At 37.5% G+C, this 17,208-nt stretch carries 13 protein-coding genes, 24 tRNA genes and 1 rRNA gene; 1 reads left to right on the forward strand and 37 read right to left on the reverse strand.

The annotated features are described in order from the left end of the window. Window positions 1–53 precede the first annotated feature (53 nt). From C7J88_RS03795 to C7J88_RS03850, 13 genes are all read right to left on the reverse strand, one after another. Window positions 54–461 carry a hypothetical protein gene (locus C7J88_RS03795; RefSeq protein ID WP_095117345.1) on the reverse strand — a complete coding sequence of 136 codons (408 nt, stop codon included), beginning with the start codon at window positions 459–461 and terminating at the stop codon, window positions 54–56. Window positions 462–944: 483 nt separating this feature from the next. Further along, window positions 945–3,104, reverse strand: coding sequence for an RNA degradosome polyphosphate kinase (locus tag C7J88_RS03800; RefSeq protein ID WP_229709437.1), 2,160 nt, complete (start codon window positions 3,102–3,104; stop codon window positions 945–947). 408 nt (window positions 3,105–3,512) lie between these two features. Then, a complete protein-coding gene (gene ppx / locus C7J88_RS03805) occupies window positions 3,513–5,039 on the reverse strand; it encodes an exopolyphosphatase (protein WP_095117347.1) in 1,527 nt (508 codons plus the stop codon). Between the two features lie 21 nt (window positions 5,040–5,060). Further along, window positions 5,061–6,446 (reverse strand): class II fumarate hydratase, encoded by a 1,386-nt coding sequence (gene fumC / locus C7J88_RS03810; protein WP_095117348.1) that lies wholly within the window; start codon window positions 6,444–6,446, stop codon window positions 5,061–5,063. 179 nt (window positions 6,447–6,625) lie between these two features. Next, window positions 6,626–7,030: a hypothetical protein gene (locus C7J88_RS03815; RefSeq protein ID WP_095117349.1), complete on the reverse strand. Its 405-nt coding sequence runs from the start codon at window positions 7,028–7,030 to the stop codon at window positions 6,626–6,628. Between the two features lie 205 nt (window positions 7,031–7,235). Continuing rightward, window positions 7,236–7,394 carry an SAS053 family DNA gyrase inhibitor gene (locus C7J88_RS10520; protein ID WP_169712259.1) on the reverse strand — a complete coding sequence of 53 codons (159 nt, stop codon included), beginning with the start codon at window positions 7,392–7,394 and terminating at the stop codon, window positions 7,236–7,238. An 18-nt stretch (window positions 7,395–7,412) separates the two neighbouring features. Beyond that, window positions 7,413–8,012 carry a 6-phosphogluconolactonase gene (locus tag C7J88_RS03820; RefSeq protein ID WP_095117350.1) on the reverse strand — a complete coding sequence of 200 codons (600 nt, stop codon included), beginning with the start codon at window positions 8,010–8,012 and terminating at the stop codon, window positions 7,413–7,415. A 23-nt stretch (window positions 8,013–8,035) separates the two neighbouring features. Beyond that, a complete protein-coding gene (nagA, locus tag C7J88_RS03825; RefSeq protein ID WP_095117351.1) occupies window positions 8,036–9,211 on the reverse strand; it encodes an N-acetylglucosamine-6-phosphate deacetylase in 1,176 nt (391 codons plus the stop codon). Between the two features lie 20 nt (window positions 9,212–9,231). Next, entirely contained in the window at window positions 9,232–9,702 is a 471-nt protein-coding gene (gene trmL, locus C7J88_RS03830; RefSeq protein ID WP_095117352.1) for a tRNA (uridine(34)/cytosine(34)/5-carboxymethylaminomethyluridine(34)-2'-O)-methyltransferase TrmL, read from the reverse strand. Further along, complete coding sequence (gene queG, locus C7J88_RS03835; RefSeq protein ID WP_095117353.1) at window positions 9,702–10,832, reverse strand: tRNA epoxyqueuosine(34) reductase QueG; 1,131 nt, start codon at window positions 10,830–10,832, stop codon at window positions 9,702–9,704. The genes trmL and queG overlap by 1 nt, the downstream gene beginning before the upstream one ends. Before the next feature lie 158 nt (window positions 10,833–10,990). Continuing rightward, window positions 10,991–11,713, reverse strand: a complete 723-nt coding sequence (locus C7J88_RS03840) for an amino acid ABC transporter ATP-binding protein (protein WP_095117354.1) — start codon at window positions 11,711–11,713, stop codon at window positions 10,991–10,993. Continuing rightward, on the reverse strand, window positions 11,706–13,163 hold the full coding sequence (locus tag C7J88_RS03845) for an ABC transporter substrate-binding protein/permease (protein WP_095117355.1): 1,458 nt from the start codon (window positions 13,161–13,163) through the stop codon (window positions 11,706–11,708). Before C7J88_RS03845 ends, C7J88_RS03840 begins: the two co-directional genes overlap by 8 nt. Window positions 13,164–13,287: 124 nt before the next feature. Further along, on the reverse strand, window positions 13,288–14,346 hold the full coding sequence (locus tag C7J88_RS03850; protein WP_229709435.1) for a PTS sugar transporter subunit IIC: 1,059 nt from the start codon (window positions 14,344–14,346) through the stop codon (window positions 13,288–13,290). Window positions 14,347–14,555: 209 nt separating this feature from the next. Between C7J88_RS03850 and C7J88_RS03855 the strand changes: the two genes are divergently transcribed. Continuing rightward, window positions 14,556–14,639, forward strand: a tRNA-Leu gene (locus C7J88_RS03855). Between the two features lie 424 nt (window positions 14,640–15,063). Here the strand turns inward: C7J88_RS03855 and C7J88_RS10410 are convergent. The 24 genes from C7J88_RS10410 to rrf all read right to left on the reverse strand — a co-directional run bounded on the left by C7J88_RS10410 (window position 15,064) and on the right by rrf (window position 17,207). Further along, window positions 15,064–15,137 (reverse strand) — tRNA-Gly (locus C7J88_RS10410). Window positions 15,138–15,149: 12 nt separating this feature from the next. Continuing rightward, window positions 15,150–15,223, reverse strand: a tRNA-Gly gene (locus tag C7J88_RS10415). Between the two features lie 10 nt (window positions 15,224–15,233). Then, a tRNA-Cys gene (locus tag C7J88_RS03860) sits at window positions 15,234–15,308 on the reverse strand. Between the two features lie 8 nt (window positions 15,309–15,316). Then, window positions 15,317–15,388, reverse strand: a tRNA-Gln gene (locus C7J88_RS03865). 17 nt (window positions 15,389–15,405) lie between these two features. After that, window positions 15,406–15,478: transfer RNA gene (locus tag C7J88_RS03870), tRNA-His, on the reverse strand. A 2-nt stretch (window positions 15,479–15,480) separates the two neighbouring features. Further along, a tRNA-Trp gene (locus C7J88_RS03875) sits at window positions 15,481–15,554 on the reverse strand. Between the two features lie 10 nt (window positions 15,555–15,564). Continuing rightward, window positions 15,565–15,648, reverse strand: a tRNA-Tyr gene (locus C7J88_RS03880). A gap of 7 nt (window positions 15,649–15,655) precedes the next feature. Further along, window positions 15,656–15,731 (reverse strand) — tRNA-Thr (locus tag C7J88_RS03885). 11 nt (window positions 15,732–15,742) lie between these two features. Next, window positions 15,743–15,818: transfer RNA gene (locus C7J88_RS03890), tRNA-Phe, on the reverse strand. 7 nt (window positions 15,819–15,825) lie between these two features. After that, window positions 15,826–15,902 (reverse strand) — tRNA-Asp (locus C7J88_RS03895). Window positions 15,903–15,913: 11 nt separating this feature from the next. After that, a tRNA-Met gene (locus C7J88_RS03900) sits at window positions 15,914–15,987 on the reverse strand. A 20-nt stretch (window positions 15,988–16,007) separates the two neighbouring features. Next, window positions 16,008–16,100 (reverse strand) — tRNA-Ser (locus tag C7J88_RS03905). 9 nt (window positions 16,101–16,109) lie between these two features. Next, window positions 16,110–16,183, reverse strand: a tRNA-Ile gene (locus C7J88_RS03910). Between the two features lie 30 nt (window positions 16,184–16,213). Next, a tRNA-Met gene (locus C7J88_RS03915) sits at window positions 16,214–16,287 on the reverse strand. Between the two features lie 26 nt (window positions 16,288–16,313). Then, a tRNA-Ala gene (locus C7J88_RS03920) sits at window positions 16,314–16,389 on the reverse strand. A 19-nt stretch (window positions 16,390–16,408) separates the two neighbouring features. After that, window positions 16,409–16,482: transfer RNA gene (locus C7J88_RS03925), tRNA-Pro, on the reverse strand. A gap of 13 nt (window positions 16,483–16,495) precedes the next feature. Further along, window positions 16,496–16,569, reverse strand: a tRNA-Arg gene (locus C7J88_RS03930). A 10-nt stretch (window positions 16,570–16,579) separates the two neighbouring features. Further along, a tRNA-Leu gene (locus C7J88_RS03935) sits at window positions 16,580–16,668 on the reverse strand. A gap of 7 nt (window positions 16,669–16,675) precedes the next feature. Continuing rightward, window positions 16,676–16,750 (reverse strand) — tRNA-Gly (locus C7J88_RS03940). Between the two features lie 5 nt (window positions 16,751–16,755). Further along, window positions 16,756–16,837: transfer RNA gene (locus C7J88_RS03945), tRNA-Leu, on the reverse strand. 7 nt (window positions 16,838–16,844) lie between these two features. Beyond that, window positions 16,845–16,920, reverse strand: a tRNA-Lys gene (locus C7J88_RS03950). A 7-nt stretch (window positions 16,921–16,927) separates the two neighbouring features. Further along, a tRNA-Thr gene (locus C7J88_RS03955) sits at window positions 16,928–17,003 on the reverse strand. A 5-nt stretch (window positions 17,004–17,008) separates the two neighbouring features. Then, window positions 17,009–17,084: transfer RNA gene (locus C7J88_RS03960), tRNA-Val, on the reverse strand. Between the two features lie 8 nt (window positions 17,085–17,092). Then, a 5S ribosomal RNA gene (gene rrf, locus C7J88_RS03965) occupies window positions 17,093–17,207 on the reverse strand. Between the last annotated feature and the right edge of the window lies 1 nt (window position 17,208).

Here is a 17,208-nt window from a genome sequence, read left to right on the forward strand (position 1 = left end):
GTTTAATAAATTTTTCTCCCAATGATCAGCGAGTAGAAACCTTGCGAATAACCTTATAATTCTTGGGTCAAATTGTGTTTCAAAGCATCTAATTCTTTACACTTAAATTTCAAATTTGAATTCATACTAATAATAGGTGAAAATTGAAGTGATTTTTTCTCTCTTTCAATACCTTCACAATATAAAATAATAATTTTTGTCATAACATCAAAATATGTTTTTGCATTATCTTTATAATTGAAACGCAATGTCGTTCTTAATCCTTGCACATCTTCTGGAACAATATCATGCTTCTCTGCTAGTTCAAATAAAGATTTGCGCCAGCCAGATTTTGAGTCAAGTGAATTGATAAGCTGTTGTTGATTGTTGTACGTTGTGTAATGATATGCTAAAAGACCTGCAATTAACGTAGCTATTGCTACATAAAAACTTTCAGTTCCTTTTAAAATTGTTGAAAACATGTATAGTATACTATATGTTAATAATGATGCTGAAATTATGAATTGAAACGATCTAATAAAACTAAAACATTCTAAAAATATTATAAGTAGTGTACCAATACAAAATAGTAAAAATATAATTTGTATCATATTTTATTTATGTCTATTATACTTGCTAAGATACCCATACCGGCACCTATAAAAATCCAATGTCTCAAATAGATTATATATAGTTTAATTCTATCAAACTGCTTTTTTAAGTTAGTCATATCTTCAAATTCATTTCTTCTCATATTCCACAAACTCCCTATCCCTTACTACATATACTCTTATGTTATAAAAATATTGAATAACTATTTACTTTATTATACTTTTTATTTTACTGTACAAATATTTTCTATACTCCAAAAAAATACTAATAATACCAAAAAATCACAGGTTTCATAGTCTTCCTATAAAACCTGCGATCTTTAAATCTTACCGCTTCCTACGTATTCGGTTATTTCAGCGTTTTAATTTGTTACGAAAACGATTCACCCATCCAGTTGCTGCTCGGACCGGTTGCCCAGTTTCAACCATGTTGTCTTTTTTACGTTTGATACTATAATTCATCGCTTCTTCCATTAAATACTCTTGCACATTTAATGGTTCAAGGTCATTCTCGACATAGTGATACACGCCGTAACGATCTTGATAGCGTCCTTTTTGGTTGTCTGATAATTGTAAGTTCATATAGTTTACGAGACGTTCGGCAATTTCTTTATCCAACACAGGGAATAAGATTTCTACACGTTTAATCATATTACGTGTCATCATATCCGCTGAAGATAAGTAAATGCGTGCATCTCCATTGTTATGGAAGTAGTAAATACGAGAATGTTCTAGCAAACGTCCCACAATACTGACAACTTCAATGTTCTCACTTACACCTGGAATACCTGGTTTCAAGCAACAGATACCTCTAATGATCAGCTGTACTTTAACGCCTGCTTGTGACGCTTCAAACAGCTTCGTGATAAGTGTTTTGTCAGTTAAAGAATTCATCTTCATCATCATTTTACCGTTACCGTACTTTTTATGACTTTCAATTTCTTCATCAATACGTTCAATAAAAGAATCACGAATTTCATATGGCGCAACGATAAGTTCTTGATAGTCTGGTTTAATAGAGTAACCACTCAAATAATTAAAGAAATTCATCGCATCTTGTGCAATTTTTTTATTTGTAGTAATGATACCCATATCTGTGTACAGCTTTGCAGTTTTATCATTGTAGTTCCCTGTACCAAGATGTACAAATGGCACGAGCTCCCCATTGATACGTTTCACCACTAATGTGATTTTACTGTGCGTTTTCAGGTGCGTCATACCGTACATCACATGACAACCCGCTTCTTCTAACATACGTGCCCAATGCACATTGTTTTCTTCATCAAAACGTGCTTTCAATTCAACAAGTACTGTTACTTGTTTGCCATTCTCCGCTGCATTTTTCAATGCATCGATAATAGGCGAATCACTACTTACTCGATACAATGTTTGCTTAATTGCCATCGTATTAGGATCTTCTGATGCTTCACGAATAAAGTCAACAATCGGATCAAACGACTCATATGGATGATGGAAGAAAATATCTCGTTTTAATGCCAAATCATATACGTTATGATCCCCTAATGATTGTGGCACTTGTGGAACATAACGTGAATATTTCAAGTCTTTAAGTTTATTCGACAAGTGACCAACAAGTTCGAATACCATCGTTAAATCAAGTGGTCCATCAGTGTAGTATACATCTTCAGGTGATAATTCCAATGTATCGATTAACCAGTCCATTTCTAAATCTTGTTGCCCACGATTGTCGATTTCTAAACGAACGGCTGCGCCACTTTTTCTTTCTTTCAAAAAGCGTTCGATTTCAATTAATAAATCTTCTGCATCATCTTCATGAATCATTAAGTCAGCATTACGTGTAATTCTAAATGTGTACGTATTGAGAATTTCATATCCTCTGAATAAATAACCCATGAAGAATGTGATAATGTCTTCAATTAGAATGATGTATTGCTTGTTACCTTCATTGATAGTAGTAAAACGATCTAATAATGTTGGAATTTGTACAATTGCGGAGTTTACTTCATCCCCAGTATCAACATCAACAAATATATTTAATGTTTTATTGTTTAATTTTGGAAAAGGTCGATATGCGTCGATACCAAGTGGTGTCAATGTCGGTAAGATTTCATTCAAAAAGATTGTTTCCAAACGTTCTATCAATGGTTCATCTAATCCATCTGGCTTCGTCAAGTAAACATCATATTCTTTTAATTCTTCAATCAGTTCATTAAATCGATGATATTGAAATGCGACATTTTTTCTATTTTTGCGTTCAATTGCTTGAAGTTGTTCTGAAGGGGTCAACTGCGATTTGTTTTCAGGTTTGTCATAACCCATTTTCACTTGATCTTTAAGACCAGCGACACGTACCATAAAAAATTCGTCTAAGTTAGAACTGCCGATTGCAATAAAGTTAAGTCTCTCTAACAAAGGATTCGTTTTATCACATGCTTCTTGTAGCACACGATAGTTGAAATCGAGCCAACTCACTTCTCTATTGTTATAAAAACTAGGGTCGTTAATATCAATTTTAAAATTATTATTTGTCACTTTGTTATTCCACCTCATTTTATGTGCCTGCTACTTTATTGTGATACTAATTAAGACCTCCGTTGATAACGAAACAGTACATTTTTTTAAAACACTTCAATACATGTTAACCGTTTTTTAACTTTTCTGTTATCTAATTATAAAAATATAAATGTGGAGTGAGACAAAAAGCACTATTTTCCAATGTGCTTTTGTTGTCTTAACTCAATTCATTAGTTATTAGATGACGTCAACATCCGCTCCACACTTGTATAAAAAGCATTTTAAAAAGCGTGCAACATAGGAAATCTATGCTTTTGGAAATCGATAATCGATATCCTCACCCCACTTTTCATCTTTCTGTTTCAACATCAATCTTTATTCTCTCGGCAGTCTTTACATCATCACTTACATCTTCATATGCAAAAACTATTTTTTTATAAATTGAATATTCAACTTGTTTTTTAAAACTTTTTCAATGTGCTTTTTCTGACGATTGGATTGATACTCTTCAGCAATTGGTTTACCTTGATAATATACATCTAACTGATAAGGTTCTGAATCTGTACTCAATTTTACTTCATTGACAGTATTTGTATTTGAAATATTCAACGCATTAACAAACTTAATAATACCGCCTAATGCTTGAATTTCATTGATCTCATCTTCTGTAAACCAATTTGTTTCGCTGCTGTATAATTTCAATAATGATTTGTTCTTAAAGCTTGTCAAAAGGGCTAGACGCACACGTTCTTTATGCGATAAGCCATTAATACTTGAGTTCGCAATAATATAATATGTGTGTTGCGAACTAGAGTCAGAATCAATAAACTTACCTAAATAATAAAGATAAGCCGCTTGCAGAAAGCGCTGTTTTACCGCTTCATCAACCTTCAACTTACCTTGCGCTGTCAGTTGCTTTAGTAATGCTTCCGCAAGTTTTTGACGTTGTATTGCACCTGTTGGTTCAATCTTGTATTCATTTGCCAAATGACGTAAAGCATCATTTTGAACGTTGTCGCTTTTGAACTCAGCTTTATGCGCTTTTGATATTTGATGCATGATAAATCCTTCTCGAATCCCTTTACGTGAGAACGTAAAGGATTCAGCATGAATCATGTCAAATAGTACATTGAACACACCAACGGCTGGAACGATAATATCCATCCTATCTCTACTCAATCCATCAAGGTTAATCAGTTCATCACGTGAATAAGATTTTAACGTCTCATACACTTTTGTAAGGTCATCTTGTGCCATCGTATATCCGTGAACGCCAGCGATAGGATAATGTTTGAGCGCTTGATGGATACGCGCACAGTTACGAGCTGAACCCCCAATGCCTATTAACTTCACGTGTTTATCAACAATCCAGTCTGCTTTACTGAATGATTTTTTAAGAAACTTCTCCATTTTTTTTAGGGCTTCTTTATCATTGTGAGGTTTCCCATCAAAAAACATGCGTGTCAATGTCACGACGCCAAATGGAAAGCTGATGGCTTCCTTGATCTTTTTATTTTTAAAGTATGTTAATTCTGTTGAACCCCCACCAATGTCAACTGTAATGCCGTCTTGAATATCTGTCGTATGTGTAACAGCGTATGAGCCATAAAAAGCCTCATCTTCTTCTGGGATCAGAATGACTTCTAATCCAACTTCTTTTTTGACAGATTTTAAAATTTCATCACGATTCGTTGACTGACGAATTGCTGCAGTCGCAATGGGATACAACGTCTTAACATGAAATGCTTCTGCTACTTTCTTGAAACTTTGTAGTGCCGTCATCAATACTTTGATGCCGTCTTCGTTCATATGTCCTGCATCGTCTAAGTATTGACTTAGACGTGCAGGTGTTTTTATGTTTTGAATCTCATTTAATCCTGTATCATGATCAAACTCAAAAATAACAAGACGTATTGTATTTGATCCAATATCAATTAAACCATTGCGCTCCATACGTATGGGTCGCCTCCTCAATTATTTAGGGTGAACCATGTCAGCAGGTCGAATCCATTGTTCAAACTGTTCTTCAGTCAGATGACCTGATTGAATCGCAGCTTCTTTTAACGTTAATCCTTCTCTATGTGCTTTTTTTGCAATTGAAGCTGCATTTTCATATCCGATGTGTGGATTTAGCGCAGTTACTAACATTAATGATTGATTTAAGTAGTTATCAATATGCGATTCGATTGGTTCGATACCTACTGCACAGTTTTCGTTGAATGTATTCATACCATCTGCTAATAAATAAATAGATTGTAATGTATTGTGCATGATAACAGGTTTAAATACATTCAATTCAAAGTTACCTTGTGAACTTGAAATACCAACAACTGTGTCATTACCCATTACTTGAACAGCAACCATTGTAAGCATCTCACATTGTGTTGGGTTCACTTTACCCGGCATAATAGATGAACCCGGCTCATTTTCAGGAATTGAAATTTCTGCTAAACCAGCACGTGGACCTGAAGCTAACCATCTCACGTCATTCGCAATCTTCATCAAGTCACCTGCAAGTGCTTTTAACGTACCATGCAATTGAACCACTTCATCATGCGCAGTTAAAGCATGGAATTTATTTGGTGATGATACGAATGGATAACCTGTATTATCTGAAATATTTGCTGCTACTTTGTCACCGAACTCTGGGTGTGCGTTAATACCTGTTCCAACAGCCGTACCACCGATTGCTAAATTCAAGATATGTTTTTTAGATTCTGTTAGAAGTTGTTCACATACATCTAACATATAGCGCCATCCACTGATTTCTTGACCAAGCGTAATCGGTGTCGCATCTTGTAAGTGTGTACGTCCAATTTTAATAATATCTTGGTACACTTGCTCTTTTTGATAAAATGTTTCACGTAAGCCTTTCAATGCTGGCACTAACTTTTTCTCGATTTCATGATATAGTGCAACGTGCATTGCTGTTGGGAACGTATCATTTGAACTTTGTGACTTATTCACATCATCGTTTGGATGAATCTTTTCGTCACTACCCTTTTCTGATAAATATTCATTCGCAACAAAGCTGACTACTTCGTTCACGTTCATGTTACTTTGTGTACCACTACCTGTTTGCCAAACTACGAGTGGGAAGTGCTCATCTAACTCTCCAGCCAAGATACGGTCACAAGCATAAACAATCGCTTCTTTTTTTGCATCGCTTAACTTACCTAATTCGTTGTTTGCAATAGCAGCCGCACGTTTTAATTGTGCAAAACCATACACGACTTCGATTGGCATTTTTTCTTTACCAACTGGGAAGTTTTGCTTACTGCGTTGTGTTTGCGCACCCCAATATTTATCGCCTGGTACTTCAATTTCTCCAAATGTATCATGTTCAATTCTTACTGACATTTCATTCGACCCCTTTATAATTAATGTTAATACCTTCAATTGAATTATATCATTAAAGGAAATATTCATTCAATTAGATCTCACGTTAAACTACTAAAAATTAATGCGCTTTCAGACATTCATTGTATATAAAAAAGTATATCTTAAAATCATGTCATTTTAAGATATACTTTCGATTATTATTCAGTTTGATAACGTTGTTTGACAGCTTGAACAACTGCGATAGCCGCTAAAATATACAAGATCATTCCGATGACGACAGACAATGGACTCGTCTGAATTAGAATCGCCCATATACCATTCAAACTTGCATAAAATTGATCTAAGTATATGTATAATCCAATAGTAATTGCAATACAACAAAGTACGCTGATAACTATTCCTTTTTGATTACTGTGGATAAACGTATCAGCTGTGACTGTATGATCCACGAGTCCCTTAGACAAGTTCAATTGTAGTTGCACAACCTTAAATAAAACGGGTAAATAAAGGGTACCAAGTGCTAATGGAAAACCTTTGATAGAAAGCAAATTTACGAGTGTTGAAACAATCAACAGTGGAACCCAGAATCGATATATTTTCATATTTGTCACCTTATTAGTATTTGTAAATTCTTCACTATTTTATCATATCCTACTTACAATGATAGTGACAATTTTACAACCATTTCATGACAATGACATATCTTGTTATCCATCATAAAATCATAGCCCTTTTATCAAATGCTAAAAATAAGAGTAGGGCATTTAACAATTAATTGCTTACTGCCCCACTCTTACAACGTCTTACTTATTTATCTGTTTCGCGATCACTACGAACCGCTTCTTCATGTGGTTGTTCATATTTTTGTTCATCGTTTTCTTCAGAGATTTGTTCCATCTCTTTTCCTAACTCAACAACTTCTTCAAAGCTGTCAACCATGCCATGTTCATTTTCTTGTTTATTCATGACATTCCCTCCTTAATCTTATGCAAAACGTACTGAGAAATAAGTTCTAACATCTTCTGGTAAGCCTTGTGCTGCTGCCTCATCTAAAACAACATTGACCATGCGATGAGATTTTAAACTTGATGGGATAAATGTTGTGCTGCCATTTTCTTCGTATAATTTACGTGTAACTTCAGCTTTTTCAGCACCTGTTAATACAAGAACGATTTCACGTGCCGTTAACACCGCATCATTCATTGGAATACCAATACTTCCATCTGTATCGATTGTCACGACTTGTAACGTTAGCTTACCTTTATTTTCTTTTGTTTTTGCATGATGCTTGATGAATGCTTCTACTTTTTCATCTTCTGGGATTTCGTGAATTTGTTTCTCGGGTACACCTAATGCTTTGTAGTAGTTCGTTTGATTATCATAATCTAAAATATGAATTTGACTGAAATCAACTGGGTTTTTCTCAACATTTTCTTGTAATGCCGCACTTACAGGTACATTGTCATTTTTTAAATGAATTCCTGCAATTGTTGTTGGATTATTATTGAATTGCTTTCTTAAAATATCCGCTACAAACGTTGCAGCCGTTTCTTGATCCTTGAAAATTTTAAAGTTCATTGCCATCTTGATCCACTCCTCAATTATGCTTACTTGTCATCTGTATTATTCACTACATACCCTGATTTAATTGTCGTTAAAACATCAATATGATCGTTTAAAATAACAATATCCGCATCTTTATCTTCTGTCAAACTTCCTTTCTGTGACAGAATGTTTAATGCCTTAGCTTGATTATAACTTGTTACACGCCATAAATCTTCTAAAGTTGCCCCCGTAAAGTCCATCAAGTTGCGTAAACCATCATTCATTTTTAAAATACTGCCTGCCAAAGCACCACTTGCTAAACGGGCTTCTTTTCCTTTTACGATCACATCTTGTCCACCAAGATCATATGTACCATCTTGCAAACCTTTAGCACGCATTGCATCAGTAATCAGATAAAACGCCTTATTACCTTTCATACGGTACGCCACATCAACTGCAGCCGGATGTGCATGAACACCATCTACAATTAATTCCGTATGTAAAAATGGATTGGTCCATGCTGCTCCAAATACACCTGGTTCTCTATGTGCAAATGGGGTTGCCGCATTATACAAATGTGTCACATGCTTTGCACCTAATTTTACCGCTTCATTTGCTTGTTCAAACGTTGCAACTGTATGCCCCATTGAGAAGATAATCTCATTGCTCAGAGCTTTTAACGTTTCTTCAGCACCTTCCACTTCTGGTGCATATGTCATAATTTTAATTAATCCATTGGCTGCTTTTTGAAAATCATTCACCTGCTCAACAGATGGACGTTGAACAAATGCTGGGTTTTGTGCACCCACTTTATGTTCAGAAATAAAGGGTCCTTCCAAATGGACACCGAGTATTTCAGATGCTGGTTGTGGTGAATCTTGAGACTGATTTACATATTTTGATACAGCTTTCAATGCAGAATGGATGGCTGCTTCAGACTGGGTCATCGTAGTCGCAAGATAACTTGTCGTCCCCTCTTTCAATAAGCCTTCAGAAAGTACTTTTAATCCTTCAGTAGATGCGTCCATCACATCCTGCCCATATCCACCATGAATATGAATATCAATAAACCCCGGTAAAATGTGTTTTCCTGTCGCATCTATGACCTCTAAAGGCCCTTCATATGGAAAGTGCTTGATTTGATGAATTTGATTTTCTTTAATAATGATGTGACCATTTCTCACCACACCATCTTCTGTATAAATAGATCCACCTTGTATGACGTACATATGAGTCATAACAATCCCTTCTTTTCCAATTATTGTAATCCTGGATATCCTTGTTGACGTAATGCTTCATAAATTAAAATTGCTGCAGTATTAGATAAGTTTAATGCACGCACATTTTCATTCATCGGGATGCGCAATGCTGTATTTTCATACTTATCTTTGACCCAACTTGGTAAACCAGTTGTTTCTTTACCAAAAATGAAATAATGATCTGTTTCACTATCAGAAAAATCTAATGATGTATGATTTTTAGAGCCGAATTTTGTTAATAAATAGTAGGTACCATTTGTTTTTTCAAAGAATTCTTCAATACTGTCGTAATATGTAATATCAACATATTTCCAATAATCTAATCCTGCACGTCGTAACATCTTATCATCTGTACTGAATCCAAGTGGTCGAATTAAATGTAATTTTGTATCTGTTGCTGCACATGTACGTGCAATATTCCCAGTATTTGCTGGGATTTCAGGTTGATATAACACAACATGAATTGTCATTATACTGTTCTCCTCGTTTCTAGTCCCTTTTTCATTTCAACTTGTACTTCTTCAATTTCTGAGTCATATCGTGACATAATATAGTCTTCCGCTTCATCTTCCAGAATTTGTCCAATTGCCCAATAAGCTGTTGCACGTATCATTGGTCTTGGATCATTTTCTGCGACGTCTTTAAGTTCAGGAATTGCTTCCTTTTCTTTAAAGTGTGCGAGTGCCAAGATTGCATTTCGCTGTATTGGCTTTTTACCACGCCATGCACCTGCCAAGTGACCATAGGTTTCTTTAAACGCTTTGTTGCTCATTTTTAATAATGGAATCAGACGTGGCTTCAATATTTCAGGTTCTAATACAATATCATCCTGTTGTGTATTGATACCTCTATTTCTTGGACAAACCTGCTGACATGTATCACATCCATAGAGACGGTTCCCAATTTTATAGCGATATTGATCAGGCATATAACCTTTCGTCTGAGTTAAAAAACTCACACACTTTTGGCTATTTAACTGCCCATCACCGACAAGCGCTCCCGTCGGACAACGATCGATACAAATCGTACAATCTCCACAACTATCCATGATTGGATCATCCGGTGGAAAAGCGATGCTCACAAGCATTTCACCTAAATAGGTCCATGTCCCAAGTTCAGGATGAATGACAAAACCGTTACGCCCTGTGTATCCCAGACCTGCACGTTCTGCAACAGCTCGATCAGATAAAACACCTGTATCAACCATTGACATCGTTTCAGCGTCTGGCACACGTTCTTTAATATACGCACTCAATGCATCTAAACGCTTACGCATAATACTGTGATAATCTTGTCCCCATGACGCACGTGCAAAAATACCACGTCGATCGCCACGTTTACTTTTTGGCGCATCAGGTAAGCGATTCGGATAACCCACTGCAATCGCAATAATCGAACGTGCCGACGACATCGACAACTTTGGTTCCGTTCTCATCTTAATATCTGTTGGCTCAAAGCCTGAAGCATAGCCATTCGCATGGTATTCAACCAGTTTTTGTTTCAACTCATCAAATGGATCAGCAGTTGTAAAGCCAATGCTGTCAATACCAATCGAATGTGCATATTCAATTATATCTGCTTTCAACTGTGAAACATCCATATTTGTCACCTCTCAAAAGTTACTCTCCTATTTTAACATATTTTAACAGTCGGAACAGATTTCAAATTTTTATAAAATCTTTAAAAAGAATGAAATGCATTCAAAAAAATCTCAAGTAAGACCATTACTTTAAGTCTTACTTAAGATTTATACATTAATTATAGAACACGACTTAAGAAGTTTTGAGTACGTTCATGTTGCGGGTTTTCAAAAATATTTTCTGGTGTATCATCCTCTACAACCACACCATCAGCCATAAAGACAACACGATCACTAACATTTTTAGCAAACCCCATCTCATGTGTAACGACAATCATCGTCATACCTTCTTTTGCTAGGTCAGTCATTACGTTGAGCACTTCTCCAACCACTTCTGGATCCAGTGCTGATGTCGGCTCATCGAATAATAGGACGTTGGGATTCATCGCTAGTGCACGTGCAATAGCTACCCTTTGTTTTTGTCCACCTGACAATTGATTCGGATACGCATCGGCACGATCTTTTAACCCAACTTTATCCAATAATTCGAGTGCTTGCTTTTCCAAAGAAGCTTTATCCCCTTTTTTCAGAAGTGAAGGTGCCAAAATAATATTATCAATCACTTTTTTATGTGGAAATAAATTAAAGTTTTGAAAAACCATTCCCATATCTTGTCGTAATTGATCGACATTAGTTGATTTGTCCGTTAAATCTTTCCCTTCAAATATCACCTGCCCCTTTGTCGGTGTTTCTAGCAGGTTCATACATCTCAACAGTGTACTTTTCCCACTTCCTGAAGGACCGATAATAGCGACTACTTCCCCTTTGTTTACTTCTAAATTAATTCCCGTCAATACTTCATTTTTTCCAAAAGACTTGTGTAAATCATGTATTTTAATCACTTACGCTCAATCTCCCTTCAAAGAAATTCATCAGACGTGAAAGCATGAATGTTAAGATAAAATATAATACCGCTGCAATCAGTAATGGTGTGAATGGATCAAATGATGCACCTTGCACTACTTGTGAATTGAACATAATCTCACTAACACCGATAACTGATACGATTGATGATTCCTTAATCACTGTCACAAATTCATTGCCAAGTGCAGGTAAAATCTTCTTAACTGCTTGAGGCATAATCACCGTCTTCATTGTTTGACCATAACTTAATCCTAAACTTCTTGCAGCTTCCATTTGACCTTTGTCGACTGCATTAATACCTGCACGAATAATTTCAGCAATATAGGCTGAGCAGTTAATGACAAGTGCAATCGTACCACAAATAAAGGCTGAAATATCAAGACCAAGTACAGCAGTTGTACCGAAATACACTAAAAATACTTGTACAAGAAGTGGTGTCCCTCTCAAAAATTCAATATATGCTGAAGCTAACCATTTTAAAGGTTTTATACTGCTAATTTTCATCAATGCAAATAATGCTCCAAATATTGCGCCAAATAACACACCCATAATTGAAATGAATATTGTATTTTTCAAACCAGTGATGAAGAACGTTCCATATTTGGCAAAAAAGCTACCATCTTCTTTCATGGCTTGTGCGGCTTTTTCCGCATATTGATCAATTAACTTGTTATCTTTTACGTCCGCAATCGTATCATTCACTTTCCCTAAAAGCTCCGGTGAATTTTTAGGAACGGCAACTGCTGTTTGTTTTTCAGAATTTGCAAATTCAACTTTTGATAACATAAGATCACTATTTTGACTCAAATAAGCATCTGCAACGGCACTATCCATTACAACACCGTCAATTTTATTACTCTTCAAAGATAAAATAACTTCCGGTAATCTTGTTAATGATTGGACATCCGCATCTTTAATTTCAGTTTGTGCTAATTCCTCTTGCGTTGTTTGTTTCTGAGCCCCAATACGTTTACCCGTTAAATCTTCTAGCTTTTGATATTTATCTGCATCTTTTTTTCTAATAACAACCGTTTGTTTAACCGTCATGTATGAATCTGAAAAATCAACTTCTTTTTCACGTTCAGATGTCGGTGTCATACCAGAAATAATCATATCAATTTTCCCAGTTTTTAATGCACCTAATAAACTATCAAATTGCATATTAACGATCGTCAATTTTAAATTATGATCTTTTGCAATTTTCTTAGCTAACTCAATATCAATACCTGCATATTCTCGCTTACCATTCAAAGTACGCTCAAATTCCATCGGTGCATAGTCGGCAGATAACCCGACACGCAGCTCTCCACGCTTTTCAATTTCTTTCCACTTGTCATCCGCAGCATGCGCACGATTATCAAGAGGTACAATCGTCAATAAAATAGCTAATATGAAAACAACAGAACCTAACTTTTGTATATACTTCATCAAACAACCTCCTCTAATGTTATTCATCATTATACATAATAGTGTAAGTTTATGCAATAATATTTTAGAAAAATCGCTAATACCTAAAATTAAAGGTATTAGCGATTAAAGTTAATATGCAATTTTATTGTTTTGGTAATTCAAAACGGTAAATATCGTCAGAATATCCTGGTAAAACACGTTTACATATTTGATGAACAAAAAATGCAACCGTAAATGGTATGATAAAGTATGCAAACAATAGTAGCAATGCATTCATCATTGGATCGCCATCCATACGGTTAAATGCATTAATCGGCCCTACTAAACCTGTATATCCAAATCCTGCTGACATCGGTGTTCCTTTAATATCAATAAAATATGCTAATAAACCACCAACAACACCATTAATGGCTAATGGAATCATAATAATCGGATGTTTTAAATATACTGGAATCATCATCTTGGCAGCACCAATCAATAGAACAATATTCACACCTGCTTTATTAACAGGTAATGAACCGAACAGGAACGTTACACACGCTGCTACTATACCCATATTTGCCGCACCACTACCTAATCCAGTCAATGTAATTGCCGTCGCAATCGCAACAAGTGAAATCGGTGTAACCATCAATAAGGCAAATGTAACAGTAATTAAAATACTCATCAATAAAGGATTGAGTTCTGTAAACGAATGAATCATTGAACCAAGCGTACCCGTTACTTTTCGAACATATGGCAATATCAGTAACCCGATATATCCAGAAACCACCGGAATCAAAACAGGTAAAATAATTAACTCAAGCGACCCAAACTTCCCAGTTAATAACATAAACATCGCACAGGCAAGAGTTACAACAATCATGATATTAATAATATCCCCGATGCCTTGTAGCATAATCGCACCATTTTCAAAAACAATTGCACCAGATCCCAACATTGCTGATGTCCCAACGAACACAGAACCAGGACCTGAAAACTTAAACATATGCGCTGCAACAACACCGATAATGAAGGCCATAAATGATTGAATCACAATCACAAGTTGATAAATCATCTCCAACGCTTCATTACCATCTTTAAAAAACTTTAGCAGTTCTCCTAATAATGCATTCGGTAATAATGCAATTACAACACCTGCACCTACCGCATTTAAAATATTATTGAAAAACTGCTTACCACTACTTTGCGTCTTTCCCACAGAGAGATCCTCCTCAATTATAATACGTTTATCATAATATAAAACGACGTCATCTACAATAAACATTATAATGATTTGTATACATTCTAACGGATAAACTTTCAAAATAAACATTGATGGAAATTATTTCAAAAATTGTTGACGAAATATCATGGACGTAATATAATAGTACTTGTGATTTTGATTGCACATTAATAATCACATATCATGCCGGTGTGGCGGAATTGGCAGACGCGCGGGACTCAAAATCCCGTGTCCATTAGGACGTGTCGGTTCGACCCCGACCACCGGTACTAGTTAAAAAGGCACAGTAAGTATAAATACTTACTGTGCCTTTTTGTTTTAGGTTGGAACAAAAGCGTTTTGGATTTGAGCAGAACCGAACAATGCGCAAAATTGATTTTCAAATTTTGTCGCATTGTGGACGTTCTGCCGAAAATCCTGCTTTTGGGACACCGTTTATCACTAAGAATAAAACATAATTCACTCGTTCATCATGTCTCCTCTCAATTTTTTGTTTAATCACTTAAACTAGTAGAAGCATGCACACTTTTTTGCATTAAAAATACAAAAAAGGCGGGACAGCATTTCATGCCATCCCACCACAAAAGATTAAGACCCCAAAAGGTGAACATCCAAAAAACATAATAAAAAACCGTCCATATACTCATCAGATAACAATCTGCTAAGTTGGTTCGGTATACAAAATATAAAATATGGAGCGGAAGATAGGACTTGCACCTATATCTCTTTCCGGGAAGGAAAGTATTCTGAAATTGAAATACTCCCGCATAGTTAAGAAATGGAGCGGAAAACAGGACTTACACCTGTACCTCTTTCCGGGAAGGAAAGTGTTCTAGAATTAAACTATTCCCGCATATATAAATTGGAGGCGGCAACCGGATTTGAACCGGTGAATAAGGGTTTTGCAGACCCTGGCCTTACCACTTGGCTATGCCGCCAAAAGGAACTGGGCTAGCTGGATTCGAACCAGCGAGTGACGGAGTCAAAGTCCGTTGCCTTACCGCTTGGCTATAGCCCATTAATAATAAGTTTAAGGGCGGCTGATGGGAATCGAACCCACGAGTGTCGGAACCACAATCCGATGCGTTAACCACTTCGCCACAGCCGCCATGGCAGGGGCAGTAGGAATCGAACCCACATCAAAGGTTTTGGAGACCTCTATTCTACCGTTGAACTATGCCCCTATTGTAAAGATGGTGGAGGGGGGCAGATTCGAACTGCCGAACCCGAAGGAGCGGATTTACAGTCCGCCGCGTTTAGCCACTTCGCTACCCCTCCAAATGAATGGTGCCGGCCAGAGGACTTGAACCCCCAACCTACTGATTACAAGTCAGTTGCTCTACCAATTGAGCTAGGCCGGCATAAATAAAAATGGTGGTTCAGGACGGAATCGAACCGCCGACACAAGGATTTTCAGTCCTTTGCTCTACCGACTGAGCTACTGAACCATAATAATGGCGGTCCCGACGGGAATCGAACCCGCGATCTCCTGCGTGACAGGCAGGCGTGTTAAACCGCTCCACTACGGGACCACTCAAAAATATTGCGGGAGGCGGATTTGAACCACCGACCTTCGGGTTATGAGCCCGACGAGCTACCGAACTGCTCCATCCCGCGATAATAGAAATTAAAATAAATGGCGGAGGAAGAGGGATTCGAACCCCCGCGAGCCGTTAAGCCCCTGTCGGTTTTCAAGACCGATCCCTTCAGCCAGACTTGGGTATTCCTCCAAAATTATATGGACCTTGCAGGACTCGAACCTGCGACCGAACGGTTATGAGCCGTTAGCTCTAACCAACTGAGCTAAAGGTCCTAATAATCATTTCTATCAACTAATAATTAGTGGCGGCGGAGGGGATCGAACCCCCGACCTCACGGGTATGAACCGTACGCTCTAGCCAGCTGAGCTACGCCGCCATATATAGTTGTAAGTATTAAATTAATGGTGGAGACTAGCGGGATCGAACCGCTGACCTCCTGCGTGCAAAGCAGGCGCTCTCCCAGCTGAGCTAAGCCCCCATAAATATATTTTAGTAAGTCGGGAAGACAGGATTTGAACCTGCGACCCCTTGGTCCCAAACCAAGTGCTCTACCAAGCTGAGCTACTTCCCGAAAGAATAAGAAGCGCGCCCGATAGGAGTCGAACCCATAACCTCTTGATCCGTAGTCAAACGCTCTATCCAATTGAGCTACGGGCGCATATTCTAAATGGTGCCGAGGACCGGAATCGAACCGGTACGGTAATCACTTACCGCAGGATTTTAAGTCCTGTGCGTCTGCCAGTTCCGCCACCCCGGCAAAATAATGGAGCAGAAGACGGGATTCGAACCCGCGACCCCAACCTTGGCAAGGTTGTATTCTACCGCTGAACTACTTCTGCATTAATGCGGGTGAAGGGAGTCGAACCCCCACGCCGTAAGGCGCTAGATCCTAAGTCTAGTGCGTCTGCCAATTCCGCCACACCCGCTTGAAAATGGTGAGCCATAGAGGATTCGAACCTCTGACCCTCTGATTAAAAGTCAGATGCTCTACCAACTGAGCTAATGGCTCTTGATAATGGTGCCGGCCAGAGGACTTGAACCCCCAACCTACTGATTACAAGTCAGTTGCTCTACCAATTGAGCTAGGCCGGCATAAATGGTGGAGAATGACGGGTTCGAACCGCCGACCCTCTGCTTGTAAGGCAGATGCTCTCCCAGCTGAGCTAATTCTCCATATATTTACCTGGCACCGTCCTACTCTAGCGGAACGTCAGTTCAACTACCATCGGCGCTAAAGAGCTTAACTTCTGTGTTCGGCATGGGAACAGGTGTGACCTCTTTGCCATTGGCACCAGAT

The organism is Staphylococcus muscae, from assembly GCF_003019275.1.
Lineage (GTDB): Bacteria > Bacillota > Bacilli > Staphylococcales > Staphylococcaceae > Staphylococcus > Staphylococcus muscae.

Bases quoted from the DNA above. Each gene is read 5' to 3' on its own strand.
- trmL (WP_095117352.1), bottom strand. From the start codon at position 9,702: ATGACAATTCATGTTGTGTTATATCAACCTGAAATCCCAGCAAATACT.
- fumC (WP_095117348.1), bottom strand. From the start codon at position 6,446: ATGTCAGTAAGAATTGAACATGATACATTTGGAGAAATTGAAGTACCA.
- C7J88_RS03845 (WP_095117355.1), bottom strand. From the start codon at position 13,163: ATGAAGTATATACAAAAGTTAGGTTCTGTTGTTTTCATATTAGCTATT.
- nagA (WP_095117351.1), bottom strand. From the start codon at position 9,211: ATGACTCATATGTACGTCATACAAGGTGGATCTATTTATACAGAAGAT.
- C7J88_RS03815 (WP_095117349.1), bottom strand. From the start codon at position 7,030: ATGAAAATATATCGATTCTGGGTTCCACTGTTGATTGTTTCAACACTC.
- queG (WP_095117353.1), bottom strand. From the start codon at position 10,832: ATGGATGTTTCACAGTTGAAAGCAGATATAATTGAATATGCACATTCG.
- C7J88_RS10520 (WP_169712259.1), bottom strand. From the start codon at position 7,394: ATGAATAAACAAGAAAATGAACATGGCATGGTTGACAGCTTTGAAGAA.
- C7J88_RS03795 (WP_095117345.1), bottom strand. From the start codon at position 461: ATGTTTTCAACAATTTTAAAAGGAACTGAAAGTTTTTATGTAGCAATA.
- C7J88_RS03820 (WP_095117350.1), bottom strand. From the start codon at position 8,012: ATGGCAATGAACTTTAAAATTTTCAAGGATCAAGAAACGGCTGCAACG.
- ppx (WP_095117347.1), bottom strand. From the start codon at position 5,039: ATGGAGCGCAATGGTTTAATTGATATTGGATCAAATACAATACGTCTT.